The 25786-nt window shown below is 43.3% G+C and carries 25 protein-coding genes; 7 read left to right on the top strand and 18 right to left on the bottom strand.

What is annotated here, in order from left to right; translation table 11 throughout:
- Positions 1 to 51 precede the first annotated feature (51 nt).
- Positions 52 to 2565 carry a phosphocholine-specific phospholipase C gene (locus ABTV71_RS23675; RefSeq protein WP_433901315.1) on the top strand — a complete coding sequence of 838 codons (2514 nt, stop codon included), beginning with the start codon at positions 52 to 54 and terminating at the stop codon, positions 2563 to 2565.
- 202 nt (positions 2566 to 2767) lie between these two features.
- Here the strand turns inward: ABTV71_RS23675 and bioD are convergent, their stop codons facing one another.
- From bioD to bioB, 6 genes are all read right to left on the bottom strand, one after another.
- Positions 2768 to 3415 carry a dethiobiotin synthase gene (bioD, locus tag ABTV71_RS23670; RefSeq protein WP_433901314.1) on the bottom strand — a complete coding sequence of 216 codons (648 nt, stop codon included), beginning with the start codon at positions 3413 to 3415 and terminating at the stop codon, positions 2768 to 2770.
- A 116-nt stretch (positions 3416 to 3531) separates the two neighbouring features.
- Positions 3532 to 4362, bottom strand: coding sequence for a malonyl-ACP O-methyltransferase BioC (gene bioC, locus ABTV71_RS23665; RefSeq protein WP_433901313.1), 831 nt, complete (start codon positions 4360 to 4362; stop codon positions 3532 to 3534).
- A gap of 17 nt (positions 4363 to 4379) precedes the next feature.
- The gene (locus ABTV71_RS23660; RefSeq protein ID WP_433901312.1) at positions 4380 to 5087 is read right to left on the bottom strand and encodes a DUF452 family protein; all 708 of its coding nucleotides are present in this window, start codon (positions 5085 to 5087) and stop codon (positions 4380 to 4382) included.
- A complete protein-coding gene (locus tag ABTV71_RS23655) occupies positions 5084 to 6241 on the bottom strand; it encodes an 8-amino-7-oxononanoate synthase (RefSeq protein ID WP_433901311.1) in 1158 nt (385 codons plus the stop codon). Before ABTV71_RS23655 ends, ABTV71_RS23660 begins: the two co-directional genes overlap by 4 nt.
- Entirely contained in the window at positions 6241 to 7527 is a 1287-nt protein-coding gene (gene bioA, locus ABTV71_RS23650) for an adenosylmethionine--8-amino-7-oxononanoate transaminase (RefSeq protein ID WP_183078827.1), read from the bottom strand. Before bioA ends, ABTV71_RS23655 begins: the two co-directional genes overlap by 1 nt.
- Positions 7528 to 7571: 44 nt before the next feature.
- Positions 7572 to 8648, bottom strand: coding sequence for a biotin synthase BioB (bioB, locus tag ABTV71_RS23645; protein WP_433901310.1), 1077 nt, complete (start codon positions 8646 to 8648; stop codon positions 7572 to 7574).
- Between the two features lie 127 nt (positions 8649 to 8775).
- Here bioB and ABTV71_RS23640 point away from each other — a divergent pair, with 127 nt between their 5' ends.
- Complete coding sequence (locus ABTV71_RS23640) at positions 8776 to 10251, top strand: PLP-dependent aminotransferase family protein (RefSeq protein WP_433901309.1); 1476 nt, start codon at positions 8776 to 8778, stop codon at positions 10249 to 10251.
- Between the two features lie 21 nt (positions 10252 to 10272).
- Here ABTV71_RS23640 and ABTV71_RS23635 read toward each other — a convergent pair whose 3' ends face one another.
- The 4 genes from ABTV71_RS23635 to ABTV71_RS23620 form a co-directional block, all read right to left on the bottom strand.
- On the bottom strand, positions 10273 to 10449 hold the full coding sequence (locus ABTV71_RS23635) for a MepB family protein (RefSeq protein WP_433901308.1): 177 nt from the start codon (positions 10447 to 10449) through the stop codon (positions 10273 to 10275).
- 326 nt (positions 10450 to 10775) lie between these two features.
- A complete protein-coding gene (locus ABTV71_RS23630; RefSeq protein WP_433901307.1) occupies positions 10776 to 12746 on the bottom strand; it encodes a transglutaminase domain-containing protein in 1971 nt (656 codons plus the stop codon).
- Positions 12747 to 12871: 125 nt separating this feature from the next.
- The gene (locus ABTV71_RS23625; protein ID WP_121126710.1) at positions 12872 to 14140 is read right to left on the bottom strand and encodes a carboxypeptidase-like regulatory domain-containing protein; all 1269 of its coding nucleotides are present in this window, start codon (positions 14138 to 14140) and stop codon (positions 12872 to 12874) included.
- The gene (locus ABTV71_RS23620) at positions 14127 to 14705 is read right to left on the bottom strand and encodes an RNA polymerase sigma factor (protein ID WP_121126709.1); all 579 of its coding nucleotides are present in this window, start codon (positions 14703 to 14705) and stop codon (positions 14127 to 14129) included. The genes ABTV71_RS23625 and ABTV71_RS23620 overlap by 14 nt, the downstream gene beginning before the upstream one ends.
- Before the next feature lie 81 nt (positions 14706 to 14786).
- Here ABTV71_RS23620 and ABTV71_RS23615 point away from each other — a divergent pair, with 81 nt between their 5' ends.
- Both ABTV71_RS23615 and ABTV71_RS23610 read left to right on the top strand, forming a co-directional pair.
- A complete protein-coding gene (locus tag ABTV71_RS23615; protein WP_433901306.1) occupies positions 14787 to 16652 on the top strand; it encodes a YfbK domain-containing protein in 1866 nt (621 codons plus the stop codon).
- 293 nt (positions 16653 to 16945) lie between these two features.
- Positions 16946 to 17356: a hypothetical protein gene (locus ABTV71_RS23610; protein ID WP_433901305.1), complete on the top strand. Its 411-nt coding sequence runs from the start codon at positions 16946 to 16948 to the stop codon at positions 17354 to 17356.
- Between the two features lie 130 nt (positions 17357 to 17486).
- Here ABTV71_RS23610 and pstB read toward each other — a convergent pair whose 3' ends face one another.
- From pstB to ABTV71_RS23590, 4 genes are read right to left on the bottom strand one after another with little or no spacing between them, the layout of a single operon-like run.
- Positions 17487 to 18233, bottom strand: coding sequence for a phosphate ABC transporter ATP-binding protein PstB (gene pstB, locus ABTV71_RS23605; RefSeq protein WP_121126707.1), 747 nt, complete (start codon positions 18231 to 18233; stop codon positions 17487 to 17489).
- Positions 18223 to 19080: a phosphate ABC transporter permease PstA gene (gene pstA / locus ABTV71_RS23600; RefSeq protein WP_121126706.1), complete on the bottom strand. Its 858-nt coding sequence runs from the start codon at positions 19078 to 19080 to the stop codon at positions 18223 to 18225. The genes pstB and pstA overlap by 11 nt, the downstream gene beginning before the upstream one ends.
- Positions 19070 to 19960 (bottom strand): phosphate ABC transporter permease subunit PstC, encoded by an 891-nt coding sequence (gene pstC / locus ABTV71_RS23595; RefSeq protein ID WP_121126705.1) that lies wholly within the window; start codon positions 19958 to 19960, stop codon positions 19070 to 19072. The genes pstA and pstC overlap by 11 nt, the downstream gene beginning before the upstream one ends.
- 6 nt (positions 19961 to 19966) lie before the next feature.
- Positions 19967 to 20827, bottom strand: coding sequence for a PstS family phosphate ABC transporter substrate-binding protein (locus tag ABTV71_RS23590; RefSeq protein ID WP_245971444.1), 861 nt, complete (start codon positions 20825 to 20827; stop codon positions 19967 to 19969).
- 206 nt (positions 20828 to 21033) lie between these two features.
- Here ABTV71_RS23590 and ABTV71_RS23585 point away from each other — a divergent pair, with 206 nt between their 5' ends.
- Positions 21034 to 21309, top strand: coding sequence for a hypothetical protein (locus ABTV71_RS23585; RefSeq protein ID WP_433901304.1), 276 nt, complete (start codon positions 21034 to 21036; stop codon positions 21307 to 21309).
- A gap of 25 nt (positions 21310 to 21334) precedes the next feature.
- Entirely contained in the window at positions 21335 to 21553 is a 219-nt protein-coding gene (locus tag ABTV71_RS23580) for a hypothetical protein (protein ID WP_433901303.1), read from the top strand.
- Positions 21554 to 21595: 42 nt separating this feature from the next.
- Here ABTV71_RS23580 and ABTV71_RS23575 read toward each other — a convergent pair whose 3' ends face one another.
- The 4 genes from ABTV71_RS23575 to ABTV71_RS23560 all read right to left on the bottom strand — a co-directional run bounded on the left by ABTV71_RS23575 (position 21596) and on the right by ABTV71_RS23560 (position 24563).
- Complete coding sequence (locus ABTV71_RS23575; RefSeq protein ID WP_433901302.1) at positions 21596 to 22258, bottom strand: DUF6266 family protein; 663 nt, start codon at positions 22256 to 22258, stop codon at positions 21596 to 21598.
- 319 nt (positions 22259 to 22577) lie between these two features.
- Positions 22578 to 23072 carry a hypothetical protein gene (locus ABTV71_RS23570; RefSeq protein ID WP_121126700.1) on the bottom strand — a complete coding sequence of 165 codons (495 nt, stop codon included), beginning with the start codon at positions 23070 to 23072 and terminating at the stop codon, positions 22578 to 22580.
- A 265-nt stretch (positions 23073 to 23337) separates the two neighbouring features.
- Positions 23338 to 23841, bottom strand: a complete 504-nt coding sequence (locus ABTV71_RS23565; RefSeq protein ID WP_121126699.1) for a helix-turn-helix domain-containing protein — start codon at positions 23839 to 23841, stop codon at positions 23338 to 23340.
- Between the two features lie 539 nt (positions 23842 to 24380).
- Positions 24381 to 24563: a hypothetical protein gene (locus tag ABTV71_RS23560; RefSeq protein ID WP_121126698.1), complete on the bottom strand. Its 183-nt coding sequence runs from the start codon at positions 24561 to 24563 to the stop codon at positions 24381 to 24383.
- A 257-nt stretch (positions 24564 to 24820) separates the two neighbouring features.
- Between ABTV71_RS23560 and ABTV71_RS23555 the strand changes: the two genes are divergently transcribed.
- Positions 24821 to 25708 carry a sugar phosphate isomerase/epimerase family protein gene (locus ABTV71_RS23555; protein WP_121126697.1) on the top strand — a complete coding sequence of 296 codons (888 nt, stop codon included), beginning with the start codon at positions 24821 to 24823 and terminating at the stop codon, positions 25706 to 25708.
- Positions 25709 to 25786 lie beyond the last annotated feature (78 nt).

The raw sequence follows: 25786 nt of genomic DNA, 5'->3' as shown, positions 1-25786 counted from the left end.
GAAACAAAAAGAAATATAAGTAAATTCAAATCGAAACTATAGATAAACATTATGGAAAGCAGAAGAGAGTTTCTTCGAAAGACCTTGTTATTTTCAGGAGCCGCTGGTATTGCTAGCTTTATGCCGGCATCCATTCAAAAAGCCTTTGCGATAGATCCCGTGGCGGGGAGCAGTTTTCTGGATGCGGAGCATATTGTGATCCTGATGCAGGAAAACCGTTCTTTTGATCATACCTTGGGAAGCTTATCCGGTGTACGTGGCTTTAACGATCCACGTGCTGTACGCCTGCCCAATGGTCTGCCAGCCTGGTATCAGACGGACAAATCGGGTAGGGTATTTGCTCCTTTCCGCTTAAATCTCAAAGACAGCAAGGTGACCTGGATGGGCTCCCTTCCACACAGCAGGGCAAGTCAGGTTGATGCCTTTAATCAGGGGAAATATGACCAATGGTTGACGGCAAAGCAATCCGGAAATAAGCAATATGCCGCCATGCCGCTGACATTAGGGTATTTTAACCGCGAAGACTTACCTTTTCATTATGCATTGGCGGACGCTTTTACCGTATGCGATCAGAATTTCTGTTCGGGCATGACCAGTACAACCCCCAACCGTTCGTTCTTTTGGACAGGAAAGATCACCGAAATGAAGGACGGTCTGCAAAAGGTCAATATTCGCAATGATGATTTTGGGTATGGCAAAATGACCTGGCAAACCTTTCCGGAACTGTTGGAAAAGAATGGCATCGATTGGCGCTTTTATCAGAATGAAACAAGCTGTGGCGGAGGCTTATCGGGTGAAGAACGCGCCTGGTTGTCCAACTTCGGCTGTAATCTGCTGGAATTTTTTCAGGCCTATCAAGTGAAGTTCAAAGATACTTATGTCAGCAATCTTGTGGCGCAGGTGCGCGATCTGCCGGGGCAGATTTCGGGGCTCGAAGAGCGGTCTCCCGAATCGGAGGAAAATGCAAAGAAAATCCGTGCTGATATCCGTAAGAAAAGCGAAGCACTGGGACGGGCCGAAGCCGAACTGAAGGAATTCAACGCAGATCAGTATAATAAGCTTTCTGATTTTACCAAATCGCTGCATCAGCGCGCATTTACCATAAATAAAGGTGACGATAATTATCGTAAGCTTGAGGCTCTGCAGTTTAAAGACCAAGGCAAAAAACGGACGGTCGAAGTACCCAAAGGTGACGTGCTCGATCAGTTCCGAAAAGATGTCGATGGCGGAAAATTGCCTGCGGTATCTTGGCTGGCCGGTCCAAAAAACTTTTCCGATCATCCCAGCGCACCTTGGTATGGTGCTTGGTACGTCTCGGAAGTCTTGGACATCCTGACCAAAAATCCCGAAGTCTGGAAGAAGACTATTTTTATCATTACTTACGATGAGAATGATGGGTATTACGACCATGTGAAACCTTTCCTGGTTCCAGATCTGATGAAAAAGGATACCGGAGCCTGTTCAGCGGGGATAGACAGCGAGGTTGAAATGGTGCGGCTGGACAATGAACTCAAACAGGGGATTCCGAAGAAACAGGCCCGGGAAGGGGCCGTCGGATTAGGCTTTCGTGTGCCGATGTATATTGCATCACCTTGGTCGCGTGGCGGAAAAGTCTGTTCACAGGTATTCGACCATACGTCTACCTTACAGTTTTTAGAATACTTCTTTAATCAAAAATACAACAAGAATATCCGCCTAGATCATATCAGTGCCTGGCGAAGAACAATCTGTGGTGACCTGACATCGGCTTTTACGCCATTTGTCCAAAGACAGGAACAGCTTCCTTTTCTGGAGCGGAACCAATATATAGAAACTATCTACAATGCACAGTTCAAGAAAGACCCTGGCGGATTTGCGGAGATCACAGATCTGAACCGGGCTAAACAGCAGGTATGGACGCCACAATTCAATCGTATACAGGAAAAGGGAATTCGTAAATCTCCTGGTTTGCCTTATGGCCATGATGTCTTTGGTTATGTGCAGAACGGTATATTTCATATGACGATGCTGGTGGATACCACCCTGTTTGGTCAAAAGACCAGTGGGGTGCCTTTCAATGTGTATAGCCCGCTTGCCTATACCGATGCGGCGGGACAAACCGAAACCTATCGAAACTGGAATTTTGCGGTTAAGGCGGGAGATCGACTCAGCTATCAATGGGATCTTAATAAGTTTGAAGGCGGAGAATATGCCTTTGATCTGCATGGACCAAATGGCTTTTACCGGAGGTTTGCCGGGCATAAAGATGCGCCGGCGCTCGTAGCTACGGTGTCGCCGGAATTTAAATCACTGACCAGAACGCCAAGCGGGAAGCTGCTGTTGACTTTGAAGAACCTCGACGTAAAGGCCGTTCAGGTGGAAGTCAAAAGTTTGCATTATCAGACCTATAGATCAACAAAAGAAATCGAAGCTGGTAAAGAGCTGGCCCTGATTGTGGATGTTGCCGAACAGGGCAATTGGTATGATTTTACCATTATGGGGCTGGGTGGTGCAAATTTCGGGTTACAGCTTGCCGGGCGATTGGAGACTGGCGCGGAAACCACCACAGATCCTTTATTGGCCTAGTTTTTTTTCGTCAGCATGGACGGGATAAGATTGCTGTAGCAGAATTGAATTTCGCTGCGAGATCTTTTGGGTGGTTAATTAGGCATTGGCTAATTATGACTATACCCCTATGTGAAGTCCCGTGACTTACGTTAAAGCTGTGGCATATAACGGTAAAATTGGGTCTGCGGACCGCCATACTACATTATAAGGTGATCAACTGTTATATGACAATAAAGGCGGTTTCCGGAAACCGGGTCTGAATATATGTCCGCAGATAGCGCTGCGTATCTGCGCTAATGGTATTGTCTTCGGGTACAGGGAATGTATTGTAAATCACTGTGTGCAGTTGAATCTTACGTCTGGCAACCGCCTCCAGGCTAAGCAGGGTATGGTTGATGCTGCCCAATTTTCCGGACGTTACAAAAAGCAAAGGGTAGTCCATTTCCTTGATATAATCTATAATCAGATAATTCTCCGTGAGCGGCACCATTAAGCCTCCGGCGCCTTCAATCAGTACAGCGTCATAACGTTGGCTTAATTGGATTGTTGCCTGCCTCATTTTTTCAAAATTAATTTCCCGTTTATCTATACGTGCCGCCAGATGAGGGGAGGCCGGGTAACTGAAAATTTCAGGCATGGTTATTTTTTGCATGTCCTCCTGCGTAAAAGCGATTCCCATAAGTTCTCGGTGTAGGATAATATCTTCTGAAATTGATGTATTTCCTGTCTGTACCAGTTTCTGGGTTATTGTGCGCAGACCAGCTGCATTCCATTGTTTTGCGATAAAGCCGGTCGCATAACTTTTTCCGATCCCTGTATCTATGCCAGAGACAAAATAAATGTTGTTGTTCATTTCTTTTTTTATCATTCAATTTCTAGTATATCGCTGTTGCTAATCAATTACTTGTATTGATTAGCTGCTTGTTTGTCTTTCGATAGATTTTACTTTCGATCAGCCGATATGCATACATGCATTTTTTCTGTTTAGCGATCCCTTCTTTTTTTTGCAATAATATAGATGGGATGGTAGGTCAGTGTAACCTGCCTTCCTATCGTATAGCGTGCTGTATAAGCATTACAATAAGCTTGCAGTTTGCCTTTTGTCCAGCAGTGGCTTGTTATGCCTGTTACTCCGGTTTGTCTTAGGTGGTCAAGTACCTGTAAAGGGTTGTCAACATAGAGTCTGATCCGTTCTTCCTCGGCGAGCAGAATTTCATAACCCAAGTCGACTAGTTCTGCTACAAGTTCTGATTTCGAACCATAGCTGAGACCGACCTGTATTGTTGCAGTCATCTCGTGCATATTTTCCTCGCCAAAGGTGCTAAAAGCAAGAATACCATCTGCAAGGAGGGCAGAATGACAGCGTGCAAAGAAAGAGTCGCGGCGTTCAAACCATTGGATGGTAGAACAGGAGGCAATCACATTCAATTGTTCGGGGAAGGTGCAGCTTTCGGCGTCATCACAGATAAAACTGTATTGGCTTGAAGGGGGGGACTGCAAGGGGGCCTGCAGTAAACTCTGGACTGGACACTCCTCTGGTGGCTTAACCATATCTGTTACCCGGGTTATCATTTCTGGACTGATGTCATTGAAGAAGACATGCTTTGGTAAAAAATGTTGGAGCAATAGGCTGGAGAAAAGGCCGGTTCCGCAACCTATTTCCAATACACGGTCTGGTTTCATTGGAATAAATTCCTGCAACAGCGTGATCATTTTTTTGGCAATTTGACCTTGGATCACAGCTGTTGAATGATAACTTGGTGCGGCTTTGGAAAAGCGGGATCTAACCCGCTGTTTGTCGATCGTTATTTTCATTTTAAACTATATCTATTTTAAACCTGCTGCAAAAGCGCTTGAACTATTTTCGGGGGATAATGGCCAGCATCGAAAAATCTATGTGGAGTATGATTCCAGGCGCGTTGCTGATTTTCTGGGCTAAAAATTCGGTCTTCCGTTCCGATGTAAGCCTGATCCCAGTGAAAAGCCATATCTGAAGACGCTCCGACCTGCTCTTCGATCGCGATCAGTTCCTTTCGAAGGCTTTCGATATCACGCTTGGGTGCCCTGGCAAGAAATTGTTGCAACAGGTTCCTGGAGCCACACATACGTAGCCGGAATTTATCCAGTGTCCGTTCGCTCAGTGTGGCAAGGGTACTTTTGAATACTTGGCTGGGAATACCTTTTTTGTCATCGATCGGAAACGCCGTGCCATTGATTGCTGTACAGGTGCGGATTGGATAATTTCTGGATTTGAGCTCGGGTAATACCTGTGTGGCGGCCCATACCCCCATAGACCAGGCAAAAACCCAGATTTCCTTATATCCCCCGAGCAGGCTTTCGTCCAGTGCAAGGGAATGGTAGTCATAGGCAATGATCAGGTCCCTGTCGGGCCTGCCGTATCCCAAAAAAGGCTGTTCATCCATTCCCCAGCCCGCAAAAAATAATACAAGCTTTTTGTTGGACGAGCTGGTATAATCCATCAGAACAGGATTGTCCGGTTTTACGGCATGAAACGCGGGCGTAATTTTTTTGAGTATCATAAGTTTGCCGAAAGTTGATGAATGAGTGAGGTTTTTATGCCTGCTGTTAATGAAATGCGTATTCTTGAGGTTCCTTCCGGTACAGTGGGCGGACGGATAGGAAGTACATAAAATCCCTTTCGTTGCAGGTCCTCAGCTTTCAGTACTGTCGTCTTGCTGTCTCCGATAATAAGGGGAAGAATATGGCTTTCCGAACGACAATCATAACCTTTTGCGAGGATCTGCTGTTTGAGCAATATGCTGTTTTTTTGGAGTTGCTGACGGCGGTCCGTGAAACTATCCAAGCGCTTCAGGACAAATAAACTCCACATCAGGTTGACCGGAGGAAGAGCTGTCGTAAACAGTAATGTTCGAATTTTATTGACCAAATAGTCACGGATAGCCTGCCGGCAGACTAGATATCCGCCCAGGGAAGCCAGTGCTTTTCCAAAGGTTCCGGTCAGAAAATCAATCTCGGCAATGCAATTTTGTTCTTCGGCACAACCAAGCCCTTTTATACCGCGGACACCCACCGCATGCGCCTCGTCGACATACAGCAGAACATTAGCATAGCGATGTTTGAGACTGACCAGGTAACCTAAGTCTGTGCAGTCGCCGTCCATACTGAAAATACTTTCAGTAACGATAATGATGCGTTCAAAGCGGGAAGCATAGGTTGCCAATAATTCTTCGAGATGGGCATGGTCGCCATGGCGGTACCGAAAATGTTGAGCCTTCGAAAGCCGGATGCCGTCAATTAGACTGGCATGTACCCATTTGTCGGCGAGGATGAGGGTACCTCTATGGCAGATAGCAGGAAGGATGCCCACGTTCATGTGGTAGCCACTGTTAAAAATCAGTGCATTTTCGGTGCCAAACATCATGCTGAGCTGCGTTTCAAGTGCTGCGTACAGCATATGATTTCCTGTCAACAGGCGTGAGGATGAGGCGCTGAAAAAGGCATTGTCCTTATTGAGCAACTGAAGGAATTCTTCGCGTAGTTCGGTATCTCCTGCAAGATCCAGGTAGTCATTTGAAGAGAGGTTGTAGCTCGTCTGCTCTCCCTGTCTTATGGTATTTCCCTGTTGGGTAATCCGGGGAAGCTCGCGGCTATTGCCTTGTTTTTCGAGTTCGTGGAGCTCATCCACGAAGCTATGCAGTAGATTGTTTTCCATTAATTGATTTCTCTGACAACTCGAAGCAAAGCCTGTGTTAATCTGTCAAGCTCCGTGGCACTAATGATAAAGGGCGGCATGATATAAATCAGTTTGCCAAAAGGCCTGATCCAGACACCTTCTTCAATAAATCTTTGCTGTATTTCGGCCATGGGGACAGGGACCTTCATCTCAATGACGGCGATGGCGCCTAGCACCCTTACGTTTTCAACCTGAGGGAGGTTTTTTGCCGGGGTAAGCGCTTTTACAAGCTGAGCTTCAATGGATTTGACCTTTGCTTTCCAGTTTGTGGACAACAATAATTTGACCGATGCATAGGCTACGGCGCAGGCCAGTGGATTAGCCATAAAAGTCGGGCCATGCATAAATGTGCCGGGCTTACCGTTGGAAATCGTTTCAGCGATAGCAGTGGAGGTGATGACAGCTGACAGCGTCATATATCCCCCTGTCAATGCCTTGCCGATGCAGAGGATATCCGGTACTATGGCAGCATGTTCGTAGGCAAAGAGCTTCCCCGTACGTCCGAATCCCGTGGCAATTTCATCAAATAGCAGTAGGATGTTATTCTCTTTACAAAGTTTAGCTGCCCGGCGCAGGTATTCGGGATGATAGAAACGCATCCCGCCGGCACCCTGGACAATGGGTTCAAGGATCAGCGCGGCCAGTTCGTCCCGATGTGTTCGGATCAGCTCAGCCAGGGAAGCAATATCGCTCTCGTCCCATGGCTCATCAAACCCGATCTTGGGGGCCTCTGCAAAATAACGTAGTGGAAGGGTATTGCCGAAAATGCGATGCATTCCGGTTTCAGGGTCGCATACGGACATAGCATTCCAGGTGTCACCATGGTAGCCTGAATGAACGGTGACAAAATTAGTTTTGTTGACCTTGTTTTGCGCTACCCAGTATTGTAACGCCATTTTAAGTGCCACTTCCACGGCAACGGAACCGGAATCGGCATAGAATATTTTGTTGAGCGAAGATGGCGTGATGTCGAGGAGTATTTTACCCAGCGCAATTGCCGGCTCGTGTGTCAACCCGCCAAACATCACATGGGACATGCTGTTGAGCTGTGCAGTTACCGCAGCATTTAGGACTGGGTGGTTATAGCCATGGATGGTACACCACCAGGATGACATCCCGTCGATAAGCTGCTGACCGTTGTCCAGTTCGATCATACAGCCCTCGGCGCGACGGACCTTGTAGGCCGGTAGGGGATCCTGGATCCGGGTATATGGATGCCATAAATGTTGTCTGTCGAAATCGTCCGTGGCGTCGTATTGTATCATTATTTTTATTTTCTTTTCAAAAGCTGAACATTGACTTCGTTTTATTACTCCTGTTGTTTGGCAAGGTTTCGTCCAATGCTATGACCGGGTCTTGACCATTGCGGGCGTTCGCCCAATGCATGGTATTGGGCCGCTTCCGTCGCGATGGTTTCGGGCTGTTTTTTTTTCTCAAAAGGCTTTTGTAGATTCAGCCCCAGGGTTTTGAACATCGCGAGGTCTTCATTGATGTCCGGGTTGGGTGTGGTCAGCAGTTTGTCGCCTGCAAAAATAGAGTTGGCACCCGCAAAAAAGCATAGTGCCTGTCCTTCGTGGCTCATATTACTACGGCCTGCGGATAGGCGGACCTGTGTCTGTGGTAGTAAAATACGTGTCGTAGCCACCATACGTACCATTTCCCAGATGGATACTGTTTCCATCGCTTCCATTGGTGTACCCGGGACAGGCACCAGGGCATTGATCGGTACAGATTCTGGTTGTGGTAGGAGAGCGGCAAGTGTAATCAGCATATTCGCACGGTCGGCTATGTTTTCACCCATGCCGATAATACCGCCACTGCATACAGTGATGTTGGTTTTACGTACATTTTCGATGGTCTGAAGACGGTCATTGTAACTTCTGGTCGAGATGATTTCTTCATAATATTCGGCAGAAGAGTCCAGGTTGTGATTATAGGCATAGAGTCCGGCTTCCGATAACCGTTGTGCCTGATTTTCGGTCAGCATACCCAAGGTGCAGCATACTTCCATATCAAGTCTGTTGAGGGTACGTACCATATCCAATACCTGGTCAAACTCAGGTCCGTCTTTTACATTACGCCAGGCGGCCCCCATGCATATCCGCGAACTCCCGCGAGCCTTGGCAGCCAGCGCCTGTGCTTTGACCTGCTCAACGCTCATCAGCCGTTCAGCCTTCACTTCAGTATGATACCGTGCCGCCTGCGGGCAGTAGGCACAATCCTCAGGGCATCCTCCTGTTTTTATGGAAATCAATGTGGAAACCTGTACTTTATTGGGGTCGTGGTAACGGCGGTGGACTGTCGCTGCTTCATACACTAGTTCCATAATCGGCTTGTTATATAGGGCGACGACTTCGACTTGTGTCCATTTTTTTTCTGTACTCATGTTTTTTGTTTTATCATTCGTGAACCAATATGTTGTTGTGGTTAAATCACCTGTGTTTTGAATTTTTATAGATGAATTGCAAATATTACAGTTTAAACCTTAATTTTGGTAGTCCGAAATAAACATAATGAGTAGTCCGGTTAGTATAGCTTTTCATTCGATTATTAAGATTGATCGTCGCAAAGAGGATGCTGTTTATATACAGATCGTCTATCAATTTATCAATGCCGTCAAACGCAACCTGCTGGAGGAAGGTGATCTTCTTCCGGGAAGCCGAAAGGTCGCTACGGAACTTAAGGTACACCGGAAAACCGTTGTGGCCGCGTTAGCCGAACTGCAGGAGCAGGGCTGGGTGGAGATTCTGCCAAACCGAGGTACCTTCGTGAAAAATCCCGAACGTGTTGCTAGTGCAGCTTCTCCGGCTGCAGCTTTTCGGCAACCTCCGGATCGGGCTCCATATCCTTTTAGACGGGAATTGATTCTGGATACACCTATGTTTGAGATTCCCGAAAAATATTATTTTACGGACGGTACCCCGGATTACCGGATCATCGAGAGCGAAGAGCTGGTACGTTTTTATGCTTCAATGGTGAAACGGAAAAAGAAGGGTGACGAATTGCCGGCCACTGCTGATGGGAATTTGTTTTTCAGGGATCAGTTGAGTTATTATCTCAACCTAACACGTGGGTTTCATCTCTCCCGCAACTTTTTGCTCCCGATCGCCAGCCGGGAACAAATCTTTTCTATTTTATCACGTTTATTGATCCAGCAGGGCGATATCGTGCTGATTGAAAGTCTAAGCTATTTTTTGCCGAATATGATCTTTAGCCAAGCCGGTGCCCGGCTTAAAACGGTCCCTCTGGATGCCGCAGGGATGGATATTGATTACATCGCAGCACAGTTTAAGCCGGGTGAGATCAGATGTGTGTATATCAATACGAAATGCCAGTACCCGACTACGGTAAGCCTTTCGGAAAAAAGAAAAACACAACTGCTGCAGCTGGCCGAACAATATGGTTTTATCGTGATCGAAGATGATGTTGATTTTGAGTCTTCGTTGGTCAAGGGTAAAGAGGAATCCCTTTTTCGGAAGAACGGCGGTCAGCGTGTCATTTACACAGGTACTTTCGGCCGTTTTCTGGATCCCGGCTTTCAAATGAATTTTTTGATTGCCCCCCAGGATCTTTTGGAAGAGGGGAAAAAATACCTCAATCTCTTTGGGAAGCCCAATTTTATGATTGAAAAAACATTGGGTGAAATTATCCATCAAGGTGATATTTTTCGTTATCAACGCAAGTTTCAAAAAATAGTCGCTGAGCGAAAAGAATTATTTGCGCAAATGCTGCATAACCATTTTGGAGATAAAGTCGCCTTTGAGGTCCCGGTTTCGGGATTAGCTTTTTGGGTCCGGTTTAATTCCAGTTTTTCACTAATCGCTTTGCAGGAAAGAGCAAAAGAAAAAGGTGTGTTGCTACCCAGTAATTGCCTGTATCAGAACAGGGGCATCACTGCTCTCCGGTTAGGGTTTGCCCATTTCGATGAAAGAGATCTATGTGAAGCAGTTCTCCTGTTGCATGAGGCTTATCAGGGACTGGTTAGCTAACCTTAACCTGTAGGATTTGTGTTAATTTTTATAAACGCAAAACATGCGTTTGCCTTCCTTTTGAGCGGTTGATAAGATGCGTCTGCCGATTAAAATCTGTTTTGGCAAAATAAAGAAACCAAGACGCTGGTCCTGTTCCAAGGAAATAAGGTAGTAATCAATCTTGTCGTCAATTGTAAAGGGGGCTTGATAGAACATCCATCGAAGATTGATTTGCTGTCTGAGTGCGTATCATGCCAGAGAAGCAAAAATAAAAATGACAAGAAAAAGCCCGGAGAGGAATAAACCGGGCTTAGAGATTATATAAGGGGAATAATACTTGCTTAAAAAAAGGTGAAGACCTAGTCTTCATCGGTGATAATGTCATCACCATCTAACTCAAAACCTTCACCAAGGAAGGTGTGCTCTAGTTCGAATAATTCTGAATCTTTAATCATTTTATTTCTTCTTTTTTGATATTCAAATTTATCACCCTTATTTAAGCTTATCGTCAATATAACATGAAGTTTTTGTTAAGGTGGCGATTAGATTTTCTTTAATGAAATGTCCAGTTTCTGTGCTTGGATGATCCGGCTAAAAAACTCTTTTAAATCAAAATATTCTTCGGGCAGAAACAACGGTTTGTTAAATTGTGTTGCGGACTCAATAAACAAGACGTTTGGATCTGAGTTACTGACCTTAAAAATATAGCGGGCTGCACGTTCAGGTAAGGCCATACTGATATTTTTTAATTTTGTCTCTGGGGCGTATGTATATCCTTTTGGCAGTTTGATTTCCATATAGCTTTCCTCTTGAATCAAGGAACCAAAATCAATAGGGTAATTCCGTTCGGTCAAATTAAAAGGGTTTTTGGTCGTTTTGCTATCAATGTAAGGGTTAAAAGCGAGTTGGTCATTTTGTAAGCTAGCAAAATTTTCAATTTCGATTTCAAATTCTTCGGCTAGGGGTTTGTCTAGTGAATCCCGGTTGGAGACTTTAAAGCTGTTGATTTTGAATCGATTATTTTCCTCGTCCCATTTTTCATAAAACTCCTCTTCAGAATTGCTCCCCTGTAAACGTTCGCGCATTCTTGAGGCCATATAACCATTCCGGGAGGTGACCCATTTTCCTTTTAAAGTGCCATTCTCCATTAATTCACCAACGAAGAAATTACTTTGGGAAGATGGGAGTTTTGATTCCAGTTTTACCCAATCGGACTCTTCGGTCAACGGAATAGAACGACCTTGATAGTTGACGCATTTAAGGGGGATGTTGCCAAAGGGTTCATAGGGTGAGGTAGCGTCCAGTAGATAATATTCCTCACCGAGTTTTACCTGGGCGATAACGTGGTTGAATTCTGACATTGCCGGGGCATACAATCCGGCGTAACCATTGTCCCGCGTTGACAAGATCACTGGGATAGCCTCTAATTGCGCATAACGTAGTGCATTGACCAATCCGAGATTGATGTCAGCACTGTTGCCAGTGCGTTTTTCAAGTGCATCCTTAACGTTTTTTGCATAGATGGAATGCTTATTATTCCATTTGATCCGTTTCTGGAAATAGGCATAAAGACGGGAAGCTTTTGTTATATCGTTATTTGCTCCTTGCAATACGGGGTCGATAAATTCTTTCAGGGCTCCTTTTCTTTTTACCTGACCGCCAAAACTTTCATCGGCGATCAATTTTTCGCGTACATTCTCCCAGGTTAGGGAAAAGTCTTTTGTCGGGCCCATAGGGATGCTATACCGCCCGAGCTCAAAAAATATAATTGATCGAAAATTTTTGGAAGATGTCATGTAGTCTTCGCTGTGGAAGGCGGGAATATTCTCCATGGTATAGGTCGTTTTTTCGCCCAGGATTTCGCCAACTTCGCTATGTAGCCCGGTGTTATAATTTTCAGTTTTGCGGCCCTTGATCGGGATACCGCCTTTTAAATTGGATTTATAATGACAGATTTCCGGGATACGTGTGACATATTCGCTATATAGTTTGGGGATTTCCTCCTGAAATTCCCAGGAGTTGAGGTTGAAAATAAAGGGGGATTCTGTTTTATATCGATATTCAATAATTGTTCCTTCCTGCACTTGTGGGATAGCAGCCTTAGTCAAGGAGATGTCCTCTGAAGAGTTTTCGTTAAAGACATTTGCCTTCGTCATTTCGGTTTCAATCACTTTGTCACCCTGTAGGTGGTAAGAAGCAGCTTTGATTTCAGTGACAACTTCACGATCATTTCCACTTTTGTAAAGTGGGATTGTAAAATTTGCATGGTTATAGCCTTCCTTGTTCAATATTTTAATCCTGACATGCTTGACAAACTCGACAACGAGGCCGGTATGGGAAGTGTAGTTGACCTGTGCGGAGCCATATTCACGAATGACAAATGCATTGGCAGCAGTGTCCAGCTTACCAATATCGATGGCGAAATCTTCTTTTTTTATTTTACCAAATGAAAAATCTTGGGCATGTGCCCAAAAACTGCCGAAAAGAAGCAGACTGGTTAAAAAGCCTTTCATAAAAAGTCACTATATGGTTAAGAATTATATAGCGAATGTATGAAATAATTTTAAATTTTATAAGCTTAAATTTTTTGTTGATGTTAATATATAAGCTATTATTATTAGTTGGGTTTTGTTGGACTTTAATAGGTAAAATCAAATGTCAGTGTGACGTATCGGTTGTCTTCACCTTTCCATTTTGGTCCGGAAAGTAAAATCTCTTTGGCCTTATTGTCCAGATAATCATTTGCACTTTGTAAGATATTAATATTGGACGGGAATCCATCTTTATCTATATAAAAATTTAGGCGTACCGTGCCTTCATATCGGCTGTTCGCCGTTTTTTTCTTGACATAATTGTTAAATGATTTCCAGCCCCAGACCGGTTCTGCACTTTTTGTTTTCCGGGAGGACATGGTTGTGACTACCACTTCCTCCAGTGTTGCACTCGAAGGCTGCAGTTTTATGTTCAGGTTCTTGTTGCGACGCATATTTAATGCAACCGTATTATAACCCACAGCCATAATATCAACCAGCGAGTCCACTGAGCTTGGCTGTATGGTGGCTTTTCCTTGAGCATCTGTATTTGTTGCCACTTTACTATTTGGTTGCATGATTGTAACACCCGATATCGGTAAGCCAGTTTCTTTATCACGTACAGTGACCTGTAATGGGCTGCCATTGGTCTGTGGGGTCACATTGATGCCCGCCACCCGACCTGCGAGCGCATTGCTTTGATTAAGCTGTTGACCTCTGATAATAACATTACTTCCTGTGACACTCTGTTTTGCTTTTGGAGCGTAACCGTATACAACCGCGCTGTCCATTAATTTTGAATCGCGAGCGGATCTATCTGATTGAATACCCCTGTTCATTTCAACCGGGGCTACACGCAGAGATTGTTCCTTTAAAGGGGGGATGCTCTCCTCCTGTCTGTGCTGAGGGATATCGGAAGATTTACTGTTGTTAGCCAAACGAGGATTATCCGGTTCCTTGAGATTGGGCTCAATAACAGTTGAGGCAACAGAATCCGCTTGAGGGTTTAACTTTGATGACGGAGCATCAGCCGGCAAGGCAACATCAGCTGTACGGTTTGCTTCAGGCGGGCTTTTCTGTTGTTGGAAATAGATAATTCCTATGCCTAAAAGAGTAACCACACTGGCGGCAATGGCCAGTCGTTTCCAGTCGAAGACTTTTACTTTTGTCTCTTTATCGTCTTCGACACGCCGTGCAATACGTGCATTGAGATCGGAAGGAACAGCATTGTTTTGATCCATTTCTATACCCATAAGAATATCTGCCAACATGGGATCACGTTGGGCCTCACGTTCAATGACGTACATTTCTTTGGGAGAAAGTAGGCCATTGACGTATTTCTTTAAGTATGCTATGTCGTAATTACTGTCGCTCATTCCAAGTCTCCATGCAATTTTTTAAATTCCGCTTCCCATTCTGGATATAACTCTTCACTTCATTTAAGCTATATCCTGTCGAGTCGCTGATCTCTTTGTAACATTTTTCCTCCAAAAAAAAGAGTCTGACGGACTGTTGCTGTTTATCCGGTAGTTTCTCCAGACAGCCTTCCATGGCCGTCAATTGTTCCTCTTTTTCATCATGTTGTTCATACTGATGCAGATCTTCGGGATATTTCACAAATTCATCCAGAGAAATTTGAGATTTGTTCTTTTTTGACCTTAAATACATCAGGCAATGGTTTTTGCTCAACACATAGAGCCATCTCGGAAAGTCTTTGATTTCTTGCTTATTAACTTTGTAGATAAGCTCTTCAAAAATATTCATCACCGCATCTTTGCTCAGTTCTGGATCTTGAAGATACCGTAAGCATACGTAATATACCATTTCGGTATGTCGTTGATAGAGATCGCCCAATACCTTGAGATCAGATGCCTCCTGATATTGTTGCAAGAGCTCATGGTCTTGCGTTGAATCCTTTTTTGACGACTTGAATGCGAACATTTTATTTGCTAAAAATATTTTTTTTTTCTGGTTTATGGAAATTTAATATTTGCCGCATCCCTTGACAAAAAAATGAAGTTTATGAGAACAATACTTTTTTTAATGAGCCTGCTGTTATCCGTCGGTGGATATGCCGGGCAAAAATATGAGGTGAAAGGTAAAGTAACGGATGCAACGACAAAATTGGCGCTGAATGCCGTGGTGGTAACAAATGTGCAAACGAAAGAAAGCACATCCACTGATCGTGATGGAAATTACCGGATTGAGGCGGAAGCAGGGAAGACAATCCTGGAATTCAGTTATCTCGGTTATATTACACAGCGTGTCGAGGTAAAGAGAAAGAGCAAAGTAGATGTCGCAATGGTACAGGATAATCGTACGCTGGATGAAGTTGTCGTTAGGGGTTATACCCCAAAAGCCAAGCAGAGCGTGGTGGGTTCAGCACAGATGGTCGCAGCATTGTCTGGACAGGTTGCGAGTTTAAACATAAGGAGAATGGCCTATGTACCAGATCAAAATCAGGAATCATATCAAAAAATCAAGGAAAATAAGTTTATCAATCCGCTAAAGGAACCCTTGTCAACATTTGCTGCCGATGTGGATGGCGCTTCATACAGCAATGTCCGTCGGTTTATCAATGCGGGCAGTTTACCCGATAAAGATGCTGTACGTGTTGAGGAGATGATCAATTATTTTCAGTATCGGGTAGCGGGACCAAAGAATGGCGAGCCAGTGAATATTGTAACCGAATTGACCAAGGCCCCCTGGAATAATGCGCATCAGTTGATGCGTGTGACGTTAAAAGCCAAAGATATTCCAACGGACAAACTTAAAGCCTCAAACTTGGTTTTTTTGATTGATGTATCCGGATCAATGATGGGCTCCGGGCGATTGCCTTTGGTGAAATCTTCCTTAAAAATGTTGGTGGATCAGCTGCGCGATATCGACCGTGTTGCTATTGTCACCTATGCGGGTTCGGCCGGCGTAAAATTGGAGAGTACAAGCGGTAGTCAGAAAATGAAAATCAAAACGGCCATAGACGAACTGGAGGCCGGAGGAAGTACGGCTGGCGCTGCAGGGATCAAAAAAGCCTATGAGATTGCCCGCCAAAACTTGGTTAAGGCCGGGAACAATCGGATTATCTTGGCCAGCGACGGTGATTTCAATGTGGGTGAGAGCGACGATGAGTCTATGGAAGAGCTGATTGGTAAAGAGAGCAAATCGGGGGTTTTTCTGACTGTACTCGGTTATGGTATGGGAAATTTGAAAGATAGCAAGATGGAGATTTTAGCGGATAAAGGACATGGCAATTACGCATACATCGACAATATTTCCGAAGCCCGGAAAGCCGTGGTCACCGAATTTGGCGGCACGTTATTTACGGTGGCTAAAGATGTCAAGATTCAGGTGGAGTTTAATCCGAATTATGTTCAGGCCTATCGATTGGTCGGTTATGAAAATCGCCTGCTTGAAGCGGAAGATTTCAACAACGATCAAAAGATGGGTGGCGATATGGGCGTAGGCCATATGGTTACAGCGTTATATGAGATCGTTCCCGTAGGAGTCAGCTCGACGATGGTCGGGACAGTGGATCCATTGAAATACCAACAGAATTCGACGAAATATATCGAGGTCAGAGGTAATGGAGAATTAGCGACGGTCAAATTCCGTTACAAGGAACCTGAAGGTGAAAAAAGCAAATTGCAGCAGCAGGTAGTGCCGACTGAGGTTACTGATTTGAATAAAGTTAGCGAAGATTTACGCTTTGCAACTGCGGTGGCCGAACTGGGGCTGTTACTTCGAGATTCGGATTTTAAACAGCAGGCTAATTTTGATCGTTTGATCGCACGGGCAAAGACTGCAAAGGGAGCTGACGATGAAGGCTACCGAGCCGAATTTATCCGGATGGCTGAAAATGCACGCGACTTATCGAAAACAAAATTGTAGCTAACTTTCCTGTTTAAATTTAAAGGAATAATGTGTTGAGGAAAAGGAGAGGAAAAACCCGGTGCAGTTGATTGACAAATCGCTCCGGGTTGTTTCATTTAAAGCGTTGCACAGAAAGAATAGCTATCAATTTGCTGTATGCTCGGCCTGGGTAAGCAGATTTTTGAAAAATAGACATCGGAAAATTATAAATAAATAGATATTTTTAAGACTGAATAATTGCTTACCGTTTTATGTGTCGGCATGAACACCAGCACAGATTAATAAAGAGCAGATAAATAACACCATTTCGAATGAAAAATTTCCTTTTATGTTGCTTCCTTTTAATAGGAATGGGGACACCGTCACAAGGGCAACATACGGCGCTCAACAAACAGCAAACCATAGCCTATATCAACAAGCTGTATAAAATGGCCTACCGCTACAAAGAAACCAAAATTGATACCGTTACGGTAGACGGGAAAGTCCTGACTGTATTTCTTTCAACAGGGCAACATTATCGGAGTGATATTTCTAAGTCGGAACCCCTTATCATTGCAAGAGTAAAGGCCGGCTATCAGATTCGCTATAAATCGGCTGCGAATACCGAAGAAATCCTATGGGCGATCCAGACAGAAGATGATGCCAAACGTTTGCAAAAGGCCTTACAGCATCTGATCGGGATACTGAAAACAGAAAAAAAGACTGATCCTTTTGGAAGCTAATAGCTGAATAGGGTACCGTTGTTGAATTTATTTTGTGATCTAAGATGTTCGGCGATACACGACCTCGCCGAACATGAGAGAAAGCAGTGGACCTGCACACAGAAGGTGTGTTTCGGAGTTGCTGAGTGGGTTAACCAAAATGTCCACTGATATAATTACGGGTGGTTTCGTGTTGTGGGTTGTTAAAAATCTGATGTGTATCTCCCTGTTCAATAATCTCACCGAGATACATAAAAACTGTTTTGTCGGCCACACGCTGTGCTTGCTGCATATTATGTGTGACGATGACAATCGTATATTTTTTTTTCAAATGGTGAATAAGTTCCTCAATCTTCAGGGTACTCACTGGATCTAACGCCGAACAAGGTTCGTCCATCAAAATAATTTCGGGGCGCAAGGCTACCGCACGGGCGATGCAGAGCCTTTGTTGCTGTCCTCCGGAAAGCCGGGTAGCGGGCTTTTTGAGATCATCTTTGACCTCTTCCCAGATATATGCTTCTTCCAATGCCTTTTGTACGGTTGCTTTGTCAGCAAGCAGATTGTTGATCTTGAGGCCATAAGTGATATTCTCGTAAATACTTTTGGGGAATGGATTGGCTTTTTGGAATACCATCCCCACACGCTTGCGCAAGTCAGTGACTTCCACATCCTTTTGGTAGATCTCGCGGCCATCCAGTTTGATCTGTCCTTCGATCCGAGCTTCCGGATAGAGGTCATGCATCCGGTTGAGGCTTCGTAAGAGGGTACTCTTGCCACAGCCGGATGGCCCGATCAATGCCGTAACTTTATTTTCTTCAAATTCGATATTGATATTCTTCAACACCTGTTTGCTCCCAAACCAAAGGTTGAGATGTTCAGCGACCAATTTACTTTTCATTATTTCTAAACTTATACCGAATATAGAAAGCTGTTAAATTCATAAGGAAGACCACGACGATAAGGACTAAAGCGGTACCGTAGGCGATGGGTCTGACCTCTTCGATAGACTGATGTTGTGTTGACAGCATATACAGGTGATAGGGCAGTGCCATAAACTCCTGATTGATGTTGCCAAAGGAATTGGTGATATAGAAAGCGGCCCCTGTAAAGAGAATGGGGGCTGTTTCGCCGGCAGCTCTGGAAAGTGTCAGGACAATTCCCGTCAGTATGCCGGGCAAGGAAGCGGGAAGCACTACATCTTTGATTGATTCGAATTTGGTGGCACCCACGGCCAATGCAGCCTCGCGCATACTCCTGGGAATACGGAGCAGGGCCTCTTCAGTTGTTGTAATAATATAGGGAAGGGACAATAGACCCAAGGTCAGTCCGGCTGATAAAATTGAAGTTCCGAAATTCAACGCCTGAACAAATAAGGCCAGACCAAAGAGACCATAGATAATAGATGGGACACCGGATAAATTACGGATAGAAGCACGGATCGTCCGGGTCAGCCAGGTATTCTCAGCATATTCGTTGAGGTAAATGGCACAACAGATTCCAAAGGGAATGGAGAAGATCGCCGTGATCAACGTCAGAAATACGGTACCAATAACCGGGGTTAGAATACCACCCTGTGTCATACCATTGGTAGGCAGTTTGGATACAAATTCCCAGGACAGCACCTGATAACCTTTGGTAAAGATATCGTACAGGATCACGCACAAAAAGAAGCAGACTAGTCCCGTGGAGAGGAGAAGTGTACTCCATTCGACGATCGGTGCCAGTTTTTTGAATTTATGCTGCATGGTATTTTCTAAAACGGTTAATAAAATATTCACCAATCAGATTGGCTACCAAAGTCATAAAGAATAAGACAATCGCTATGGCAAACAGGGCGTAATAGTGCGTTGTCTGATAAGGTACTTCTCCCATTTCAATGGCGATCGTTGCGGTAATGGTTTTCACCGAATCAAAAAATCCTTTAGGAAAGATCGCCGCATTGCCGGTTGCCATGAGTACGGTCATGGTTTCGCCGATCGCTCTTCCTAGACCCAGCATCACTGCTGCAATGATTCCCGGAGCTGCTGCCGGGATCGTAATTTTGCGCAATGTCTGCCAACGGGAGGCACCGAGTCCATAGCTTGCTTCACGATAGGTTTGTGGTACTGCATGGATGGCGTCTTCTGAAATGGTAATGATGGTTGGCAGGGCCATGATCGCTAGTAAGATGGCACCATTTAACGCATTTAGTCCATTGGGCAAGTTGTTCAGATCTGCTATTCCGGGGCCAAGGAGCACGATCCCCAAAAAACCGATCACGACGGAAGGGATTGCAGCAAGCATCTCTATGGTCGGTTTTAAAACCGTTTTGAGTTTGGGATTCGCATATTCGGAAATAAAAGCTGCTGTCCCCACACCAAGTGGAATGGCAATTAGCATGGCGCCCAGCGAAACAATTGAGGTGCTCACAATTAAAGGCAGAATACCGTATGCAGGCTCTGCAGCAGTGGGATTCCATTGGCTTCCAGTAATAAAATCAAGCGGTGAAACTTGTAGAAAGAACGCAATGGCGTTATAGAGCAACATAAAGAAGATGCCTCCCAGAAGCGCAAGGACCAAATATCCGGTAGACTTGAATATGATTTTGGCGATCTTATCGATGGTTATTCGTTTTTTGTACTGCATGTTATTTTATTGGATAAGGTAATAACCTGAGTTTTCAATAATCTTCATTCCTTCCCCTTTGGTCTCGAATTGGATAAATGACAGGACCTTGTCCCATGATTTTTCGGGAATAAACTGATAGAGGGGCCGTTGGAAAAAGTACAACCTATTTCTTATGGCTGTCGGATCTAAGGGGGATATGGCATTGGAATCTACTTCATTTTTGATTTTCAATACCTTGATTCCTTTGTTGTCCTGAATTTTTTTGGAAATATAACCTGCACCGACATAACCGATACCCGACTTGTCGATTTTGATGGCTTCCAGTATCTGTGCATTACCGGTCATTTCTTTGGCCTTTTGGCTATAGGCTATTTTTAACTTCTTGCGAATAAATGAATAGGTTCCCGAACTGCTTTGTCTACCATAGATATTAATCGGGACATCCTGTTCGGAAATTGTTTTCCAGTTTTCAACCTGTCCACTCATGATTTTTGACAGTGTTTTTACATCGATTTCCGTGATCGGATTGTCGCTATGAACAACGAAAGCGGTAGCATCTTCGGCAAAAACAACGGTTTTCAGCCGTATATTTTTCTTTTGAAAGAGTGTCTGCTCTTCTTCGGTAAGCGGGCGCGAGGAGTTGGCAATATCTGCCTGTCCATTCAAAAGTGAAGTAATACCCAAACCTGAACCGCCGCCAGAGATGGCTATACTGAAGGTTGGATCCATCTTGTTATATGCTTCGGCAAGATTAACAGCAAGGTTGACCTCGGTATCGGAACCTTTCATCTTGATGGTATGGTCATTATTGCCACAGGAGCATAAGAGGATACTGAAACTTAAAAGTACAGTAGAAATAAGACGGTTGAAAGTCATGTTATTCATTCTTACTAAGTTAAACAGAAGAAGAATGATTTTGTGTTAGCGTTATGTTATCTTATTGTGAAGTCATATTTTGTAAATACATTACCTCATGTTGGTCGTCGTCAACCAGGGTACGGCCAGTTTATGGCCAAAAGAGAAATGAATACCGGGGCGCAATTTTGTCGGCTGATACAACCTTGCTGCTCCGGGGGATTAACCTTTTAAATTTGAATTCAAAAAAACATACTGTTTCAGATGAGTATGGAAATTTTGTCCTTGACTATAAATTAGGTGATACCATTGAATTTAGACATGATCACTGGCAAACGAAGCTAGTTTTTGGCGACAAGCTAACAGATTCTATCTTTCTAAAGAAACGCCCTATCGTACTTGATGAAATTGTGATTACAAGGAACCGACATAACAAAGAGATCGATGATTTAAAAGAAATAGAAAAGGAGAAGAACAGGAAAACCGATCACTTTTTTCTACGAACTTTTTAGCAAGAATGGAAAACGAGCTAGAGCAATGGAGAAGAATATTCAACATGCGATTAGGGAAAGCAAAATAGACAGTGTCTTTAATAGAAATGCTGTTAAATTGGGTACTTCCATAAAAGACGAGGATATTACGCCTTTTATGGAAGCCTACAGGCCAACTTTTGAACAAGTGCAATCTTGGAATACGTATGATCTGTACCTTTATATACAGCAGAGCTATGAATCATTTACTGCGAAACGAGAATAGCAATCCTGTTTATCGTCATAAGGTATTTGGCATAAAGTTAAATCATTCTTTCTCTACTGTTACTATACCCAGATAAACGCTGTTCATACTACGATTGCTGCCATCTGTTGCTGCAAAACCCAGATAGACATGAAAAACTGAACTTTCACCGACCTTAGGTAGGTCAATCAATTGGGATCGATATTCGATAGAGTTGCCCAATGATACTCCTGTGGCATGGTTTTTCGGATCCTCAGGCAATAGGAGTACCATGCTTCTAAAGTCACTTAGCTCATGGTGCAGCAATTCTTTCGTTCTGTTGAGTTCCCATTTGATCTCGAGCTTGCCGTTTATGATCTCGGTGGATGTGGAAATGATAATATCTTCCAATCCTCTACTGATCGCAAATTTTTCATAATTGATTGCAGGCCCCTGTGCACCCATGAAGACTGCATGTTCAAGATGATAGGACATCGCCGCATTAAATGCGGTCATATTTTCTTTGTATCGGTGAAAACCTAAGCGGAAAAATTTAGTGAATTGACCCAAAAAAGTTTGTGTAAAGGCAAATTTACTTCTGTTTTTATTTTCCCTGTCAGATAGTTTTCTTCTTTTCTTGACTTTAGGAAGCGAACGTACATAGGTGATATCCTTCCATTTGCAAAACACGACAGCGCCAACCTTTCCGGATGGAGCGCCGTTTGCTCCATTATTTACTCGTGCCATAAATTCATTTATAATTTGTTTGATTCTTTTAACAGACAAGTAGGGGGAAAGTTTACATCAAGCAGTATATTTATTGTAAATTAACTGATACAAAACAGGTGTATGACAGGGAGATTATACGCTTTCATCCGAATGAGGTCCGTGTAAAGTCCGAATGAGGTCCGTATGAAATCCCTATTAAATGAGAGCATGATCCCTAGTTGAAGAAAAGTTTTAGTATTGAATGGGAGAGGTCTGTGGCTTGTGATTAGTACAAAAAAAACAGGCATTTCGCCTGTTTTATATGATATGAAGTCGTAATGAATGTCGTTGAGACTGATTAAAATAAGAGTATTGCGAAGACGGGAATAAGTGTAACCATTGAATACATCACCGCAACTCTTTTCTGGAGATATAGACTGATTGATAATAATAGCTCGCTGTTTTCAATGCTTTCTATTGTTCCGCCATTCCCCATGACAGAAGGACTTACTTCAACAATTTGTCCCTGTTCATCTTCGATTTTCCAGGCCGACATCCACATATTACGAGTACTCCACTTGTATTTTTTGTCAATTAGACTAATGGTTGCTCCTCCTGTCCAGTTGTTGTATTCGATGTCACCGATTAGTTCACCCTGTTTATTGCGTATTTCAGTATATGGGTTGAAAAGACCTTTATTTTTAAAACTATATTGATCTGAGCGGATAGAAACATTGGCATCTAGTGTCCAGTCATTGGATTCCAATGAGCCGATCAGGGTATCATTGTTATATAGTTTTGATTTATTTCCCAATAAATTGTTTTTCCAGCTGTAAATAGATCGCTTTTCCATAATTGTCTAGTTTAGTATGTTTATTTTTTAAATTAGTATGGTGTCTGAACATTGTGTTACAGATTTTTTTAAAAAAATGTAGGAAATATTTTGTACCTATGGCTGTCCGAACAGGAAGATTAAAGAATAAGTGGTGCTCATTGGAAGATAAGAGTTATCCATACAATGTGGATAACATGTTGGTAAGTCTGATGTGGGCCATAAGAAAGCACTGAAGGTCTTACGGAGATATGGTGCTTTAACGACCTGAAGACTTTCAAAAGAGCTAACCGTTTTCGGGAGCTTTCGAAGTAAAGCTTCTTTTCTTCCGGTATTTCTTATAGTTGTGTAGTTGTTCATATTCAAGTGCGCCTTCTTCGCAATAAGCGGAGAGGTATACTGAGAATTTATTGCTTTGACTTCTATCAATTCCCAATTCATGTAGAACTTCTGCCACACGCTTAGGTGTATTAAAGAAATCTGAATTATAGACTAGGTTATCCAAATTTTTGCTGACAGCAATTCGTTCCTGTACTTCAGGAGGAAGGGAATATGGAGAATCAAATGCGATATCATTTTCAAAGAATGTTTTGGGCTGGATCTGGAGGCTATGACATAGTACCAAAAAGTTGGTTAAGGTCAGGTCTTTGCCCTTTTCTATACCATTCAGTGTCCCGGTAGAAATACCGGTTAAATTAGATAGATCCCTTAAAGAATAGTATAATTCGTTGCGCCGTGCACGGAAGCGCAGACCAATCGATGCGAGTTTTTCTCTGTCTTTCTCCGTCATATGACGAATTGAATGAGAATTTGCGCAAAATAATGTTTATTATTTTGCTTAAATAATTGCTTTTTTTTATATTTGTTTTGAGATGGATTTACGAAGACATCAGTTATATACGTGGTTTTATTAAGAAATTTTTAAAAAAATATTATTATATAACAGAGACGAGGATTGCGTAACAGCCCTATATCGATATCCTATAATACATTCCGGGATACCAATTGAAAAACATGTAAACAAAAAATAAGTCGACTTGCCCAGCTTTGGTTTCCAAGAATCCGTCAAGTTCCGCCGGAGCTGTGGTAAGTTGCATCATGCAACTATTTACTGCTTTTTCTGATAATCTTTATAGTTTCCCATGCTTGTTGTACTTGCGTGTTCCTTCTTTGCAGAACTGCCTGTTAACCAAGCAACGATTACTTTACTACTTGCTTATATCCAGCGCTCCGATTACAACGAATGGTTCCATCTTACCGATCCGTGAGCCGATAAGATGGAAATCTCCGATATAACTAGCAAATTATGAAGAAAAGCGAATTCAATGCTTAATGGTCACTCATAAAATAATAGATCAAATAAAATACAATCAGCACACAAACGGCAATAATTAATGTGCGTTTGATATTTCGACCCGCAGGCGCATCGTCTTTTTCTTCAACGGCTACATCGGGTAATTTTTCCTCTGGCTTGTCCTGGCTATGCTCTGGGGTAGTGAATTGATTTTCCATCTTTATTTCATATTGTCCTATGCATAGAACATGTTTGGTAGGTAAATCGTTTAAGATGTTCAATTTTTTTTGGAAGAAAAAAGATTCCTCTCGCTATGGAAAACAGGCGGTGTGAATAAATAAAGTCCAAAAGCATTGCGTTTTTTAGAGTATTTGCATACATTGCAACTGCACTTAACACGAATAAACCTAAACAACCCGTAAACGTATGTTTACCATAACTTTCGTGTTGGATAGGTCGGTAATAAATAAAACACATGAAAAGAAGAACGCTTATCGGATCATTCATGGCTGGCTGTATGCTATTAGCCGTTAATCCGACTTTTGCGCAACAGAAAGCCGCAAAGAAAGAAATTGGTCTACAGTTGTACTCCGTACGTGAGGAAATCAGCAAGAACCCAAATTTCGATCAAATTTTACAAAAGATCGCCGCACTTGGGTATACAGGCGTAGAAGCTGCTGGTTATAATGACGGCAAGCTATACAATCTGAGCCCGCAGGAATTTAAGGCCAAGGTAGAAAAAGCAGGGATGAAGGTCCTTTCTTCCCATGCAACCAAAACATTGTCTGCGCAGGAGCTTGCCTCTGGAGATTTCTCCGAATCCTTGAAATGGTGGGACCAATGTATCGCTACCCACAAGGCTGCTGGCATGAAATATATTGTGACGCCTTGGATGGATGTGCCTAAGACACTCAAAGACTTGGAAACACAATGCCGTTATCTGGATGCTGTGGGGGCAAAATGCCGTGAACAGGGGTTGCTTTATGGATACCACAACCACGCTCATGAATTCAAAAAGGTTGAAGATAAAGTAATGTACGATTACATGCTGGAGCATACCAATCCCGAAAATGTATTCTTCGAAATGGATGTCTACTGGGCTGTAATCGGTGATGTCAGTCCCGTTGATTACTTCAACAAATATGCGGGTAGATTTAAGGCTTTACATATTAAAGATCACCGTGAAATCGGTCAAAGTGGAATGGTCGGATTTGATGCGATCTTTAACAATGTCAAAACAGGTGGACTGAAATACTTGTTTGTTGAATTGGAAGAAACACATAATGATATTTACACAGGTCTTGAGCAAAGTATAGACTACCTAAAAAGGGCTCCTTTTGTAAAGGCCAGTTATTCTAAATAGCCATTAATCGGGAGAAAATTGACGATGCTGAGACAATTGTCCGGTTGATGGATTTATTATTTTTCGTTAACTTGAGTG

Origin of the sequence: Sphingobacterium puteale (assembly GCF_050986225.1) — a bacterium.
Lineage (GTDB): Bacteria > Bacteroidota > Bacteroidia > Sphingobacteriales > Sphingobacteriaceae > Sphingobacterium > Sphingobacterium puteale.
Note: the sequence above shows the minus strand (reverse complement) of the source record. Positions and strands in the feature narration are given on the sequence as shown.